The 13,545-nt window shown below is 60.6% G+C and carries 16 protein-coding genes; 6 read left to right on the top strand and 10 right to left on the bottom strand.

Annotated features, from left to right (window positions below; all coding sequences use genetic code 11):
* Window positions 1-112: 112 nt before the first annotated feature.
* The gene (locus JQ611_RS16240) at window positions 113-430 is read left to right on the top strand and encodes a DUF1127 domain-containing protein (protein WP_312012011.1); all 318 of its coding nucleotides are present in this window, start codon (window positions 113-115) and stop codon (window positions 428-430) included.
* Here JQ611_RS16240 and JQ611_RS16235 read toward each other — a convergent pair.
* On the bottom strand, window positions 402-1,292 hold the full coding sequence (locus tag JQ611_RS16235; protein ID WP_283814726.1) for an ABC transporter substrate-binding protein: 891 nt from the start codon (window positions 1,290-1,292) through the stop codon (window positions 402-404). The two genes, JQ611_RS16240 and JQ611_RS16235, sit on opposite strands and share 29 nt — an antisense overlap.
* A gap of 604 nt (window positions 1,293-1,896) precedes the next feature.
* Here JQ611_RS16235 and JQ611_RS16230 point away from each other — a divergent pair.
* A complete protein-coding gene (locus tag JQ611_RS16230) occupies window positions 1,897-3,486 on the top strand; it encodes an ATP-binding protein (protein WP_212465976.1) in 1,590 nt (529 codons plus the stop codon).
* A 391-nt stretch (window positions 3,487-3,877) separates the two neighbouring features.
* On the opposite strand, the gene JQ611_RS16225 is transcribed toward JQ611_RS16230, so the two are convergent.
* The 4 genes from JQ611_RS16225 to JQ611_RS16210 all read right to left on the bottom strand — a co-directional run bounded on the left by JQ611_RS16225 (window position 3,878) and on the right by JQ611_RS16210 (window position 6,381).
* Window positions 3,878-4,804 carry a hypothetical protein gene (locus JQ611_RS16225; protein ID WP_249133214.1) on the bottom strand — a complete coding sequence of 309 codons (927 nt, stop codon included), beginning with the start codon at window positions 4,802-4,804 and terminating at the stop codon, window positions 3,878-3,880.
* 220 nt (window positions 4,805-5,024) lie between these two features.
* The gene (locus JQ611_RS16220) at window positions 5,025-5,351 is read right to left on the bottom strand and encodes a GcrA family cell cycle regulator (RefSeq protein ID WP_212265094.1); all 327 of its coding nucleotides are present in this window, start codon (window positions 5,349-5,351) and stop codon (window positions 5,025-5,027) included.
* A gap of 38 nt (window positions 5,352-5,389) precedes the next feature.
* Entirely contained in the window at window positions 5,390-5,572 is a 183-nt protein-coding gene (locus JQ611_RS16215) for a hypothetical protein (protein WP_212265093.1), read from the bottom strand.
* Window positions 5,573-6,243: 671 nt separating this feature from the next.
* Complete coding sequence (locus tag JQ611_RS16210; protein ID WP_212265092.1) at window positions 6,244-6,381, bottom strand: hypothetical protein; 138 nt, start codon at window positions 6,379-6,381, stop codon at window positions 6,244-6,246.
* A 245-nt stretch (window positions 6,382-6,626) separates the two neighbouring features.
* Between JQ611_RS16210 and JQ611_RS16205 the strand changes: the two genes are divergently transcribed.
* Window positions 6,627-6,995 (top strand): hypothetical protein, encoded by a 369-nt coding sequence (locus JQ611_RS16205; RefSeq protein ID WP_249133213.1) that lies wholly within the window; start codon window positions 6,627-6,629, stop codon window positions 6,993-6,995.
* 147 nt (window positions 6,996-7,142) lie between these two features.
* On the opposite strand, the gene JQ611_RS16200 is transcribed toward JQ611_RS16205, so the two are convergent.
* Entirely contained in the window at window positions 7,143-8,159 is a 1,017-nt protein-coding gene (locus tag JQ611_RS16200; RefSeq protein WP_212465975.1) for a ribose-phosphate pyrophosphokinase, read from the bottom strand.
* Between the two features lie 426 nt (window positions 8,160-8,585).
* On the opposite strand from JQ611_RS16200, the gene JQ611_RS16195 reads away from it, so the two are divergent.
* Window positions 8,586-8,882, top strand: a complete 297-nt coding sequence (locus JQ611_RS16195) for a hypothetical protein (RefSeq protein ID WP_212265160.1) — start codon at window positions 8,586-8,588, stop codon at window positions 8,880-8,882.
* A gap of 98 nt (window positions 8,883-8,980) precedes the next feature.
* Here the strand turns inward: JQ611_RS16195 and JQ611_RS16190 are convergent, their stop codons facing one another.
* The 3 genes from JQ611_RS16190 to JQ611_RS16180 all read right to left on the bottom strand — a co-directional run bounded on the left by JQ611_RS16190 (window position 8,981) and on the right by JQ611_RS16180 (window position 10,495).
* Entirely contained in the window at window positions 8,981-9,670 is a 690-nt protein-coding gene (locus JQ611_RS16190; protein WP_212465974.1) for a hypothetical protein, read from the bottom strand.
* Window positions 9,671-10,035: 365 nt separating this feature from the next.
* A complete protein-coding gene (locus JQ611_RS16185; RefSeq protein WP_212265089.1) occupies window positions 10,036-10,206 on the bottom strand; it encodes a hypothetical protein in 171 nt (56 codons plus the stop codon).
* Window positions 10,207-10,237: 31 nt separating this feature from the next.
* Window positions 10,238-10,495: a hypothetical protein gene (locus JQ611_RS16180; RefSeq protein ID WP_212265088.1), complete on the bottom strand. Its 258-nt coding sequence runs from the start codon at window positions 10,493-10,495 to the stop codon at window positions 10,238-10,240.
* A 225-nt stretch (window positions 10,496-10,720) separates the two neighbouring features.
* Between JQ611_RS16180 and JQ611_RS16175 the strand changes: the two genes are divergently transcribed.
* Entirely contained in the window at window positions 10,721-11,293 is a 573-nt protein-coding gene (locus tag JQ611_RS16175) for a helix-turn-helix domain-containing protein (protein ID WP_212265087.1), read from the top strand.
* Window positions 11,294-11,353: 60 nt separating this feature from the next.
* On the opposite strand, the gene JQ611_RS16170 is transcribed toward JQ611_RS16175, so the two are convergent.
* Window positions 11,354-12,550, bottom strand: a complete 1,197-nt coding sequence (locus JQ611_RS16170) for an amidohydrolase family protein (RefSeq protein WP_212265159.1) — start codon at window positions 12,548-12,550, stop codon at window positions 11,354-11,356.
* Window positions 12,551-12,702: 152 nt separating this feature from the next.
* Between JQ611_RS16170 and JQ611_RS16165 the strand changes: the two genes are divergently transcribed.
* On the top strand, window positions 12,703-13,476 hold the full coding sequence (locus JQ611_RS16165) for a ferredoxin--NADP reductase (RefSeq protein WP_192734861.1): 774 nt from the start codon (window positions 12,703-12,705) through the stop codon (window positions 13,474-13,476).
* Window positions 13,477-13,545: the final 69 nt, after the last annotated feature.

Below are 13,545 nucleotides of genomic sequence, written 5' to 3'. Positions count from 1 at the left end.
CTAGAGCGCAAAGAGTAAGCCGCTGGTGAGGTAAATGTAAGCCCAATGTTAAGCGGGGCGTGCCCCGCCTTGGCATCCTCTTCTGGGGCAGTACCTGCCCGGGAGAACCACAATGAGCATGACCCATAGTGCAGGCGGATTGGGACATACGGCCGACTCTACGTCGCGCATCTTCAGCGCCCTCAGGAGTTGTTGGGGTGCGTTTCAAGAATGGCGTCAACGCGGACGCTCGCAGGATGAATTGTGCAGCCTGAGCGATCGGGCGCTAATGGATATCGGCATGACGCGCGGTGAGATCGAATACGTCGTCTCGAGTAGGTCCTTTGACGGCGAGGAGCGCGCTCCGCCGCTTCGATGTGATCGCCATGTCCCAAAGGTGCCTCAATCGAAAGTCGGCACGCTCACTCAATCACCTCGTCGGCGCGCGTGAGGACGGCCGGAGGCAGCTCGATGCCCAGTTCTTTTGCGACGCGGAGATTGATCCGGAGATAGAACTTGGTAGGTCGTTCGAAAGGCAGGTCGCCTGGCTTCGCGCCTTTCAGAACGCGATCAAGCTGCGAGATCAATTGACGGTTAGCATCGGAGAAGTCCGGCCCGAACGACATAAAGCCGCCGTTAGCGACCCAGTCGGGCGAAGGAAAGATTGCAGGTTTGTTGCTCGCGCCGACCAGCTTGATGACCTCTGCCATGTGAGCACTGATCAAGGCGTCTGGGACAAACACGAGGGCGTCAAATCTGGTAAGGACTTCCGGGCCTAAAGCCTTCGCAAGATTAGCGGGGTCATCGATGTTGATGGACTCGACCGTAAAACCGAGCTTACGGCCGGTCTCCAGGACAGGTGCCAGGCTCTGTGCACCGCTGCTTAGCTTTGTCGTCACCGTCCCGAGGCGGAGGGCGCGCGGGACAACCTCCCGCATCAGTTCGACGCGCTTTTCTGTGGTTTCCTCGGAAAAAACCGCGATACCGGTTACGTTGCGGCCGGGACGCGCGAGGCTATCCGCCAATCCCGACCCGACCGGGTCAACAGCGGTGAGCGCGACAATCGGAATTGTTTGAGTTGCCTTGTAAGCAGCCAGCGCGGCTGGCGTGCTTATCGCGAGAATGACGTCGATGCCGCCCTCTCGTACTAACTCTTGCGCCAGCCGAGGGAGCGCATCAACATTCCCCGCCGCGTCCCGAAACTCAAGACGAATATTACGTCCTTCGACGTAGCCGAGCTCCCTCAAAATCCTGCGGGTTCCTTCCGCCTGCGACGCAACGTGGACCGGGGCGAGACTTATGACGCGCGGCATTCTTGCCGGCTGTTGTGCTCTTGCCGTAAACGGCCACATCACCGCTCCGCCCAGAAGAGTTATGAACTGGCGTCGCCGCATGTGACCTCGCTGGTCGCTCTCCGCGCTATCGCCGAACTATAGCAGGCTTAGGCTGTCTGGCGAACGGCATGTGACCACCAACTCGGCGATAGCCACGTCGGCCATCCAAGTGCCGACAGGTGAGATGTCCGGTTTGGGTCAAACTGATAAGTCTGAGTGTGCAACTGGAGTCCGCTTTGCCCTCAGCAAGGGGCAACTTCAGCCAGACCTTTCAGGTCCGAAAAAAGCGCCAATACCCGACATCATCAGCAGGTCAGGACAGGGAAGGTGGGACCGCGGGGGCGGTGCACCACGGATTATCTCCCACGCCGCGGAGCCCCTGCGTGCTATCGTTCTGAGTATCGAAAATATCGGCCTTAGCCCGGGACGGAGTTGCCATGAACCGGCGCGCTTCCTCGACGTTCTCGGCGGCTCGGTCATCGCGTGGTGGCTCGGCTTCCCTGATGCGAATGGGCAGGAATTGAGAAAGGTCTATCGAGTGGGCTTTCTAACATTGTCTCAACTCAAATAGGATATTGTGGACATGTCGACGCTCACCCCGCATGGCGCGTGCCTGCTGTGGAAGCCGGAATTGATCTGGCTGAATGCCGTTTCCGACGCCATGCTCGCCGGCGCCTTCTTTGCTACCGCGTTCGTCCTCGGGTTTTTCGTGTGGCGACGCCGCGATGTTATGTTCCGCGGCGTATTCTGGACATTCGCCATCTTCGCCGCATTCTGCGGGGTGACCCGTCTGCTGTCGATCCTCACTTTGTGGGTGCCGGCCTACGGCATCGAGGCCGTTACCAAAGGCGTCCTGGCGCTGATATCGGTCGCGATCACGGCGGCACTGCTGCTGATGCTGCCGCGAATCCTGGTGCTGCCGACACGCAGGCAGCTTCAGCAGGCCAATGCGGCACTTGAGGAAGAAATCCGACAACGGCGCAAGGCCGAGGCCATGGTCAAACGTTTTCAGGAGATAGAGGCGAGCGAAGCCCAGGTCCGGCAAGCGCAGAAGATGGAAGCCATCGGCCAACTCACCGGTGGTGTCGCGCACGACTTCAACAACATTCTGACCGTGATCACCGGCACCATCGAAATCCTCGGCGAGGCGGTCAAGGATCGCCCGCATCTCGGCCAGATCACCGATATGATCAGCGCCGCCGCAGCGAGGGGGGCCGACCTGACGCGGCATCTGCTGGCCTTCGCCCGTCGACAACCGCTGCAGCCGCGCAACACTGACGTCAACGTCCTGGTCATCGATGCAGTACGGTTGCTACGACCGACCCTCAGCGAGCAGATCGAAATCGAATCGATGCTGGTGCACTATTCCGCGCCGGCCCTGATTGATCCCAGCCAGCTCTCGACTGCGATCCTGAACCTTGCACTGAATGCGCGTGACGCCATGCCGAACGGCGGCAAGCTGACGCTCGAAACCAAGAACGTCGTGCTCGACGAGAACTACGCCAGCATGAACAGCGAGGTTAATCCGGGCAACTACGTCATGATCGCGGTGAGCGATACAGGGGAGGGAATTCCCGGCAGCCTGCTCGACAAGGTGTTTGAACCGTTCTTCACCACCAAGGAGGTCGGGAAGGGATCGGGGCTCGGTCTCAGCATGGTCTACGGCTTCGTCAAACAGTCGAACGGACACATCAAGATCTACAGCGAAGAGGGCCACGGCACCACCGTGAAGCTCTACCTTCCGCAGGCGGCGGGTCTCCCGGACGCGCTGGCCGCCGAGACCGGCAACTCGGGGGGCGAACACGGCGACGAATCCATCCTGATTGTCGAGGACGACGCGTTGGTGCGCGAATACGTCGTGGCGCAGATCAGCCGTTTCGGGTACCACACACAGGCCGCCGGCAACGCTGCCGAGGCGCTGGCAATCATTGATCGTCCCGAACGCATCGATCTATTGTTCACGGACGTGATAATCCCCGGGGGACTGAACGGCCGCCAGCTCGCGACCGAGGCGCTGAAACGCCGTCCGGGACTAAAGGTGCTTTACACGTCCGGTTATACCGAGAACGCCATCGTCCACCATGGCCGGCTCGATGCCGGCGTGCTGCTACTGCCGAAGCCTTACCTCAGCTCCGATCTCGCGCGGATGCTTCGGACCGCGCTGGCATCGTGAATTCTTCGGGATGGGGAGGCGCGCCCTTGATCTAGGGAGTGGCGTCGCGCGGCCAGCGCCGGACCGGCATTCGCCGATGAGGTTGGCCGGCTTTGGATCCATCACATCGTTCTGACCGTCGACCGGAGAGGCCCGATCTGCCCCTATGAGCGGACTTCTCAGGAAGGGCGGGTATAGCCACGGCCGGATGTCATGGCTCTGTGGCACAAGGCGTGCAGTGTATGCAGTGCTGGGAATTTTAGTGTCCCAGTTCAGGAATAAGCGCCGCCGGGCGATCCATTTCGATCCCGGCGGCGTGTCTTTTTGATACCTGACGCCGGCCAGGCCGCCAGCCACGGCCGTCGACCGCGCGAGATGGATGATCATCTCTGCGTTCGCAGCTTGCTGCCGTTTAATGATGGGATATCTGAGGCTGCCGTTCCTTCGCTTCGTAGTATTCGGCTGAAAACTGAATCGACCATCGCGAGAAGAACGAACGCAACTTCTGCGTAGGCCTTTCCACGCCGAACCGTTCGGCGACATGCACCCCGCGCAGCCACCTTACCGCCGATGTGAGGCCGGCGGTGCGTTCGAGCCTCTCGACCGCCGCGTCGCCGGCGGTCTCTGCCTGCCGATAGCGAAAACCGATCTTTTTGATCACATACAGGCGCCTGATGGTTTCATAGCTCTTGAATACGCGCCGCACGAACGGATGTTTCCGGGCCTGTGGCCAGGCTGCCGGGTACACCGGCAGCACCAACAGCTTGCTCTTGGCGATGACCGTTGCGAGCGGATGCAGGAGTTGCATCCAGGCTGGCCAGGACGTGACCTTGGCAAACAATACCGCGTGCATCGCCGTTGCAGCCCCGAAGGAGATCGGGAGCCAAAGCACCGCGCCCAGGATCACGAGCAATGCGGTGTTCGGCGTCAGGTGCCGGCATTTTCGGAACACCCATGCCATGCCGCTTTCAAAGGCGCGGTACACAGCATGTTCGAACGCCCGATAACTGATCTTGCGCCGGAGCCACGACCAGTTCCGGCGGATCGACGTACCCCACTGTCGACGTTTCGTCTCGGAAAGGGGCAGGAAGCGCAATGCGCCGTTTATGACAGTAACGATGACATTGCCGAGAACCCTGACAGCGAAGAGCGGAAGCCAGACCACCTGCATTGCCAACGGGAAGGCGTAGTCGAGCAGGCGCATCAAGATCGAAAGAATGAAACGCAGGATTTTGTTGGCGGCGAGCGCGACAGAAACAAGCGGGATGATGATCACATCGTCGAGGGCACCGGAGAAGCGGCTATCCTCGTTCCATGCCGGGTTATGATCATGGGTCACGGTGCAACGGCTCCGGGCCGAAGACAGGGGATCGTGCCCGCTCAGATTAGCACACTGTGAGGGCCAGCGGGTGGCCTCAGATGGGGTTGTTGGAGCGATGGCGCGAGATCAGATTACCGCATGGCGCGTTCAGGTGCATCGGGGATTGCCGGCATCAAGGAAACCGTTCGAACTGAACGAGGTGCAGAGGCAGCGCCGCAACGATGTCGCGGTGGGCGGGCTAGCCCGTATTCCTGACCGCGTCAGCTAGCATGGCGTAAAGCTCGCGCTTGCTGAATTTCTTGGGCTGCCTCGCTACTGTCTTCCGCACCACATCCTTCGCCACCGGTCGGGCACAGTCGGCTAACAACACCGACCTTCGCTTCGGGACCGCCCTTATATTGGGTTTTGCTGTTGGCGGCTTGTGACCGCGTTTCAGGCCCAAACGAGTTAGCCTGCCGCAGACCGCGTTTCGGCTACATCCGAAACGGCGCGCGATCTGCGCGGCGCTCTGTCCGACGGCCCAGAGTTCTTTGAGCAGCGCTATGTCTTTCGCATCCCAACTCATGCGAGGCACTATACGCCAACTGCCAATTGCAGGCTATTCTAGTCTTCGTCGGGCTCGCGCACGACCGGTGGTTGGTCGCCGTTGCCTTCTTCGTCCTCTTCGTCTTCTTCGTCTTCCTCATCTTCATCAGGAACTCGGGGCGGCACCTCGTTGCCCTTGATCACGAAGGGACTCCAGTCGATCAACCTGGTGAAAAATTCCTCCGGGATGTGTCGCTTCATGTTGATGCTCCTCGGATGTGGACCCTAGGGGATTTTACCCCTTCTGTTCAGATTCCGCATGAGGGTTAGCGCCGCACAGGGTTTGCGGGAACGGACATTCATTTCGAGTTGCATTAGCGCCCACGGTCGGCCTGACGAAGCCGCACCGGGCACGCCTATAGCCGGCGGCCTCTTGTTGGCTTCGTCATGTCAACTTCAGAGTAAGCTCGCGGAACGCTCTCAGATCAACCCTATGAGGATGAACGCAGCGATCTCGATCAGGGTAGCGGTCCCCAGGGTTGCGACGACAAGAAAGGCGTCGGCTGGCGATAAATCATGCATTGCGTGCCTCGCAGTCTTGCGAAGCCCCGAGACCCATGAACTAAATTCACGTAATCAAAAAAGGTTGCAGTTCCGAAGGCGCCACCAAACATAACTGGCCCGGAACGCCCGGACGCTATCTGCGTTTTATTGGATAGAGGATGGAATTCCCTCGCCGTCGGGGACAGTCCCAACAGAGGCCATGTGGTGTAACGCCCGCATGGCCCGTGTTTGTTGTTGGGTATTGCGCTGCGTAGTAACGTATTGCGCTGTATTACGGTGACAGTGCACCAATTCGGCGTTGGCGCCCGATCAATGGTCTTCCGGCCAACCGTCGATTGAGTGCACCTGTCGCCGCAATCCCGGCGCGCTCATTCCCTGCGGTCATGCTGCGCGCTGCCGACGGCATGATCCGATGGGAATATGCTTTCGTAGATCGCGCGGGCTTCCCGGATTAAACGGGCTCGCTCGAGTTCGGATTTCGGAACAAAACGGATGACTTCGCCCACGGGGGTCTCCAGGGTTGGAACAACATTCCACCAACAGTTGGTTCGGATATTCATGGTTGTAAGATCCACTCCGATCACAAGAACTTATTTCTCGACGGATATTGCGCTGTGAAAACCCCATCTCTTATCGGGGGCCGCTGGGGGAAAACTATGTGTGCAGGTTCCTTTCCGATGTAGGCCGCGCGAGGCCGAAGGCCCCCGGGGGGGCCGATGGGTTCCGGTCACCGTGTTCTTACGGGCCGTAATTGGCAAACGGCTTGCGATGGGTGTGTCAGCTGTTCGGCATCCATGCACAAGATGTGCCGAACCAGGCCATTGGGAGCACGCAAATGAACATACAAGCTCGTTTTGAGACAGCGCGCGAAAGTGCAGTGCGAGAGGTCGCAGCAATAGGTAAGATGTTGGCTGATCTTGTTCGCACCGTTCAACTGATCGAACTTGAAATCGCAGCCCAAGAAGAGCGCAGCCGGGTCTCCGACCGATCCGACGTCAAATATCCGATACTGGCGAGGACGCTGATCGAGCGGCGCGACAATCTCAAGGTGACCATTGCCGCCCTTGAACAGCGTCACAGCGAGCGAGCGCTGCGCGAGCAGATGGCACCCGCGGCTTAACGGCGCGAAAAGCCGTGTCCGCTTACCGGGGCAAAGCAGACGTCCCGCCGCAAGGCCGCGACTTCCGTTTTTAACCCGGCACGGACATTTCAGTCTCAAGGACGTGATCGCGGCTGCCGAGACTAACCAAAAGCCTCAGCGGAAGCCCTAGCGGACCAGCTGGCTTACCGAGCCTGCCACCTGCATCGTCTGGTGCATCGCGGCAGCGAGCATGTCGTCAATGGGAAGGATCGCAAGCCACGATCGCTCGCTCTCGTGGAAACTCTGCGGGCGCGAAACCGTATCGAGCATGACGACGCGGAGCCCAGCGCCACGGAACCGCTGTATAGCATCGCCATTGAAAAGACCGTGCGTGCACCGGACTTCGACGTCGAGTGCGCCTTCATCCTGAAGGCGTTGCGCGGCGCCGAGGATCGAGCCGCCCGTATCGATGATGTCATCGAACATGATGACCCGGCGGCCCTTCACCGGTTCGCCAATGACGTCGAGCGGACGCGTCGCTCCGTTATCACGCTCCTTATCAACGATCGCGATCTGGTAGCGCGAACCGATCGCTTTACGGATCCGGCGAGCATATTTCGATGCGCCTAGATCCGGCGCCGCGATTACCGCATCTCCAAGATCTTCGCCGCGTTCCTGCTTGAGATGTCGGATGTGATCGACATAGCCCGGCAGGTTCGCGATCGGAAGCCGAACAAATCCCGTCTCCTGCGCAGCGTGCATGTGATAGGTGATGATCGTACGGATCCTGGGAGAGCTTTCCTCGATGAGTCGCAATACGACGGCTGCGGATATCGACGCGCGGTCGTCCGGCTCTCGGCGATCCTGGCGCAAATACGGGATGTTCGGGAAGACGCAGGTGATCGAAGCGACATCAGAACGTGTGAGGGCGTCGGCCGAGAGGAGATACCTCATGAGCGCGATGTTAGGATCCTCAGCCAGTAGGTCATGCAGGAAGTAGACATGCTTGCCTCTCACGGATTGTGGCACGTCTGGCAGGATTTCTCCTGTGGCAAACGTGTTGTACTTCATTTTGCTATACGAAACCTGAACCCCTTTTTCGTGCAGTCGCTTGATGATCCTCTTTGCGAGATCCTCCCGCCACGGGGAAAAGACCACCTCGAAGGGTTCCTTGTTACTGTGGAAATCGGGCATGTCGCTCATCGCAAATCCTCGGGCGTCAGGAGCGACAGATGGCGGAAAAAACTCAAGCTGACAAGTTCCGCCGTTGATCTTAGCGCGGGGCTATGCCGTGATCGAGTAACGGCGCTTCGATCCGCACACCTTGCTGCGGATGCTCAGGGCCGCTTGTGGCACAAAGCCGACATTGCCGCGACGTCGAGCCACGTCCGCTTTCAGGGGTAACCCGGAAGCCATTTGCTCGCAGTGAGTGCTTCTCTGTTTGACCCATCTCGAAAGCAGGCTCTAGCGTTTCGAGCGAAGTGGATACCGGTTCGCGTGAAGAAAACGCGTCAGAACAAGAGTCTGGAGCTTCGGTTCTGCTTCAATCAGAACCGATAAGGCTCTAGTCCAGCAGCGGCCCGATATGCTTTGATGCGTGGGGCTGGAACCGAAAGCATGGGTGGCCTCATGTACATAGTCATTCGAAAGTACACCAAGGTTCGCTCGGTTGCGGATGCTGCTCGCCGCGCCAAAAGCGGCGTCGGTCAGATGCTAAGGGAATCGCACGGATTCAGATCCTATTATGTACTGGATGGGGGCGACGGCGTCGGTGTCGCTGTAATGATATTCGAGGACCGCGAAAGCGCCAATGCGGCGAACGAGAAGGTACTGGAGTTTGTTCAAGCAAGCCTGCATGATCTAAATCTTGGAGACCCTGAAATCATCGCCGGGGAAGTTTTGGTGAATATAGAATCTGATGCGTAATTGGGTGTGCCATCGCACATCTGAGAATCCTTAATCACGATAGTGAGTATGGATTCTCAGATGTGCAATTTGACGAGGGCAGGTGGGGCGGCGGCCGGTCAATCGCGTCCGGGCCATTTGGCCCGATAGCGGATTTCGCTGCCGTCGGCGTTCGGTTGCCAGGGTCCGAGCTGAGCGGCGTGCGGCGCCTTGGCGGTCAGTCCGATGCGGTACACGCGGGCGGGCTGGCCCTTGATCTTGACCTCTAGTTGGCGATGGGCGGTACGAAAGGCGAGCTCGACGTCGCCTGCGATCACCGGCCGCTCGCCGTCGCGGCGGAACTGGTTGAATCTTGGCGCGCCCGGCATGCTGTTCTGATCGGTCTGCAACTCGATCGCGACGTCTGCCGCGGAAGCCGGCAACGCCGCGCCCGCGGGAAGGCGGACTTCGAATTGGAGAAGCGGGGTGGCGGCGTTCGGGTTGAGCCACGGCGTGGCTGTCGTGACCGCGTAGACGTAGTATGCCGTGCCGGCGGCGGCGCAGAGCAGGATCAGCGCACCGAATGCCCTCAAGCTGTTGCCGGCCAGGCTGCCGGTGTTCTCGCCTCCGCGCATCCGCATCGCGAGCTTGGTACCGAGTACGAGGCCTGCGATCGCCCCGGCCGGCGCGAAGACGAACACCGCCAGCAGCGCGGAACCGATGGGGTCGGCGCGGTTTCCAGAACCGACGAGTTCGACGATCAGCAAGGTGGCGGCAAAGCCAACTGCCGCACCCGCCACCCCGCCGGCAATTTGCGGTAAATTCTTCAAATGTCCCTCGAATGCTCGGACGGCGCAGCAGGCTGCGGCGCAGGCCGTCCGCATTTGACGTGACCGGCCGGCAATTCGTTCATGGCTTTGGAGGCGAAATCACAAAATTTGGCCCGACCCGCCGGGCGCGATGGCGATCCAGCGATCAAGGGCCGATTTTCCAGAGTGTCCGGATTGTCTTCCGCCCTCACTCCGTGCCGCCGAACAGGGGCGTTGCGAACGTATAGCTGGGGTTGAGCAGGATGGCGTCCGCATGTCCGGTCAGACTTGCATTCAAGCTGACATTCACGTTTGCGGGAAATCTGCCGACCTGGATCTGCCGGGCGGCAGTGACGGCGCCGGGAGCCGCAACCGAGGTGTGGTAATTATACCTCCGCCATCGCCCAGCCCGGCACGCCGGGCGCGGCCGCAAGACTGCCAAACTGCCCGGGCAACCAGAACGAATAACCGTTCTCGTCCGCGCTGACCTCCGCGGGCGAAAATGCGGCGATCCCGATCGCGAGGATCAGACCGGCCTGGATCCGGCGGGCGCGCATCTCTACTTTCCGGAAGATCAACCCGCAGACCTCAGCGCCTGCCGACGCGATTCACCGGACCACCACGGTTCATAGGCGTGCCCGGACGCACTCCGACACCTCGGGCACCGACACCGGGTGTCACCACGGCCCGTGCGACCGGGCGCGCCACCAATCGGACGCCGGGCCTTACGACGCAGCCCGCCGGATAAGAGATGTACTGGCAGTACACGACGGCGCTGGCCTGTTCAGTGCTTGCGACCATGGACCCGGCGATCAGCAGCGCTGACAGCGAAATCGAGAGCTTCATTTTTGCCTCCTCCGTTCGGAAACGCTGAATGCGTTTCGTTAAGCCGAGTGCTGGTTAGGAAGCCGCAGAGCTCCAGAGCGCCGCGGTTCTTGTCTGTCGTTTAGAAGACCTTACCGGCAGGTCGTGACGATCCGGCCGTAGGCATCGGCGACTTGCGTGCATGTGTCGCTGTTCTGAGCGCTCGCAGCGGGAATGAAGGAAATGCTAATCATGAGAAATGCCCCGATGAAAACGCTGCGCCGGGATATCGCTTGTATCACTTTCTCATCGCGCTTTCTGCCGTTGAATACGTCAATATCAATGTCCTTCCTTTTTCTCGACAGTAGCCGGCACCCTACGTCTCTGTTGCAAAGACTCCGGACGCAGCCGAATGATCATCTGGGCGGGCAAAGCTTGTCGCAGATCGAGACGGGCATTTTTGACATTGTCCTGGACACTGCAGAGCTCATTGAGTCCTCGCACCGCCGCGCAAGTGTTGCGAGGGCCGTTCTTGATCTTCGGCATGGACGGCTCGACGATCCGCCAGGCATTACCGAACTTTGCATCGCAGTTGCCGCAAAAGAACGAACGCTTCATTTAAGCTGCGTGGAGGCTTTCGGCCGTCCGCCAGCAGCGCTGCTCGCCGAACTTCGTCTCCATGCAGCGCGCCGCGCTTTATCGCGTCCCGGACAGCAGACAAACGTCACGGCTGTGGCCGCGCTTTATGGCTTCACGCATTTCGGGCGGTCCGCGGAAATCTATCGGCGCCAATTCGCAGAGCTGCCGTCCGCGACCTTATCCAGGGCGCGAGGCGCCTGACCGCGGCGCTAACGTCGCTTTGGTCACTACACGGACTCTACGTTGCCGCGGCGCGTGCGTCTAATGCCCGACGATCTCCGGCAGCCGTGTCGCCGGCGGCGTGTTGCGGCTGCGCTGGGTACGGACGATGCCGTCGATGATGGTCATGCCGATGCCGGGCAGGTCGCCGAGCTGCACGCTGTGCAGAAGGTTCTTTCCCGGTGAATGCTGCGCCATGTCCATGATGACGAAGTCGGCGGAGCGGCCGACCTCGATCAGGCCGCAGTCGAGCGCGCGCATTCGGGCGGTGTTGCCGGTGGCGAGGCAGAAGGCGATTTCGGCCGGCAGTTCGCCGAGCGATGACAGCAGCGACACCATGCGCAAAATGCCGAGCGGCTGCACGCCGGAGCCGGCCGGGGCGTCGGTGCCGAGGATGACGCGGTGGAGGTCGCCCATCTCGCGCGCGGTGCGCAGTGTAAACAGCGCCGAGCGTTCGTTGCCGTTGTGAACCAGCTCCAAGCCGCGCTTGCAGCCCTCGCAGATGCAGCGGATCTGGTCGTCGGGCAGGGCGGTGTGGCCGCCATTGATGTGGCCGACCACATCGGTGTCGGCTTCCAGCACCACGTCCTTGTCGATCAGGCCGGAACCTGGGATCGAAGGCCCGCCGGTGTGGATCGTGCTCTGGATGCCGTATTTGCGCGCCCATCCCACCATCTTGCGAGCGGTCGGCCCGTCCTTGACGCCACCGAGGCCGACCTCGCCGAGCAGCTTGACGCCGGCCGCGGCGAGCTCCTTGAAATCGTCCTCGACCATCTCGCTTTCGATCACGGGCGCGCCGGCATGGATCTTCACGCCGCCGGGCCGCAGATTCCAGAACGCGCGCTGCGCGAAAATCGCCATCGCCTTGACGCCGACGACGTCGCGGGGACGGCCGGGCATGTGGACTTCACCGGCTGATATCATCGTGGTGACGCCGCCATGCAGATAGCTGTCGATCCAGCCCATCTGGTTCTGCCGCGGCGTCCAGTCGCCGGCGACGGGATGGACGTGGCTGTCGATCAGCCCGGGGGCGACCGTGGTGCCGTTGGCATTGACGACGGTCGTGGCGCCCTCGGTGTCGACGTCCTTGAGGCGGCCGATCGCGGTGATTTTGCCGTTCTCGGCCACGATGGCGTCGGCATCCAGGATCGGCTTTTCCAGCATCCCCGACAGCAGCAGCCCGATATTGCGGATCACCAGCTTGCTCGGGCCGCTTGCCTGGGGTGCGTCGTGCGCCATCGGATTTTCCTTGTTGTTCAATGCCTTCGGGGCGTTGCCGGCCATCTTGCCCGCGGCTTGACGGCGGGATCAAGAAGGATTATTCATTCGTATACGAATGATCGTACACGAATGATTTTGCCGACGCAATCTGCCTCCAATCGGATCGAAAGATGAGCAATTTCAATCAGGAAAGCGTTCTCAGCGTCCATCACTGGACCGACACGCTGTTCTCCTTCACCACCACGCGCGATCCCTCGTTCCGTTTTCGCAACGGCGAGTTCACCATGATCGGGCTGAAGGTCGGCGAGAAGCCGCTGCTGCGCGCCTACAGCGTCGCCAGCGCCAATTATGAGGACCGGCTCGAATTCTTCTCGATCAAGGTGCCGGACGGGCCGCTGACCTCGCGCCTCCAGCATCTCAAGGAAGGCGACGAGATCATCGTCAGCCGCAAGGCCACCGGCACGCTGGTGATCGACAATCTGCAGGACGGCCGCAACCTGTATTTGATCGGCACCGGCACCGGGCTTGCCCCGTTCCTCAGCGTGATCAAGGATCCCGAAACCTATGAGCGCTTCGAGAAGGTGGTGCTGCTGCACGGCTGCCGCCGCGTCGCCGAACTCGCCTATGGTGAGATGATCACCAAGGAACTGCCGAACGACGAACTGATCGGCGAACTCGTGCGCAACCAGTTGATCTATTATCCGACGGTGACCCGCGATCCCTTCCACAACCGCGGCCGCATCACCGACCTGATCAATTCCGGCAAGCTGTTCGCGGATATCGGGCTTGCCCCGCTCGAAGCCGCGCATGACCGCGTCATGATCTGCGGCAGCCCGGCGCTGGTCGCCGACACTCGCACACTGCTGGGCGGCAAGGGCTTTGTCGAAGGCAATCACGGCGAGGCGGCGCAGTTCGTGGTCGAGAAAGCGTTCGCGGAGCGGTAACCGAGGACTGCGAGACCGGGCCCATCCTTTCTTTGCATGGGGTTGTTTTCGCTATTTTTGTGTCTGGGC

Origin of the sequence: Bradyrhizobium sp. AUGA SZCCT0182 (genome assembly GCF_018130185.1) — a bacterium.
GTDB lineage: Bacteria > Pseudomonadota > Alphaproteobacteria > Rhizobiales > Xanthobacteraceae > Bradyrhizobium.
This window is presented reverse-complemented; position numbering and strand designations above follow the sequence as displayed.

Bases quoted from the DNA above. Each gene is read 5' to 3' on its own strand.
- JQ611_RS16220 (WP_212265094.1), bottom strand. From the start codon at position 5,351: ATGAGTTGGGATGCGAAAGACATAGCGCTGCTCAAAGAACTCTGGGCC.
- JQ611_RS16200 (WP_212465975.1), bottom strand. From the start codon at position 8,159: ATGAGCGACATGCCCGATTTCCACAGTAACAAGGAACCCTTCGAGGTG.
- JQ611_RS16215 (WP_212265093.1), bottom strand. From the start codon at position 5,572: ATGAAGCGACACATCCCGGAGGAATTTTTCACCAGGTTGATCGACTGG.
- JQ611_RS16235 (WP_283814726.1), bottom strand. From the start codon at position 1,292: ATGCCGCGCGTCATAAGTCTCGCCCCGGTCCACGTTGCGTCGCAGGCG.
- JQ611_RS16170 (WP_212265159.1), bottom strand. From the start codon at position 12,550: ATGGCGCACGACGCACCCCAGGCAAGCGGCCCGAGCAAGCTGGTGATC.
- JQ611_RS16195 (WP_212265160.1), top strand. From the start codon at position 8,586: ATGTACATAGTCATTCGAAAGTACACCAAGGTTCGCTCGGTTGCGGAT.
- JQ611_RS16175 (WP_212265087.1), top strand. From the start codon at position 10,721: ATGAAAACGCTGCGCCGGGATATCGCTTGTATCACTTTCTCATCGCGC.
- JQ611_RS16185 (WP_212265089.1), bottom strand. From the start codon at position 10,206: ATGCGCGCCCGCCGGATCCAGGCCGGTCTGATCCTCGCGATCGGGATC.
- JQ611_RS16165 (WP_192734861.1), top strand. From the start codon at position 12,703: ATGAGCAATTTCAATCAGGAAAGCGTTCTCAGCGTCCATCACTGGACC.
- JQ611_RS16180 (WP_212265088.1), bottom strand. From the start codon at position 10,495: ATGAAGCTCTCGATTTCGCTGTCAGCGCTGCTGATCGCCGGGTCCATG.
- JQ611_RS16240 (WP_312012011.1), top strand. From the start codon at position 113: ATGAGCATGACCCATAGTGCAGGCGGATTGGGACATACGGCCGACTCT.
- JQ611_RS16230 (WP_212465976.1), top strand. From the start codon at position 1,897: ATGTCGACGCTCACCCCGCATGGCGCGTGCCTGCTGTGGAAGCCGGAA.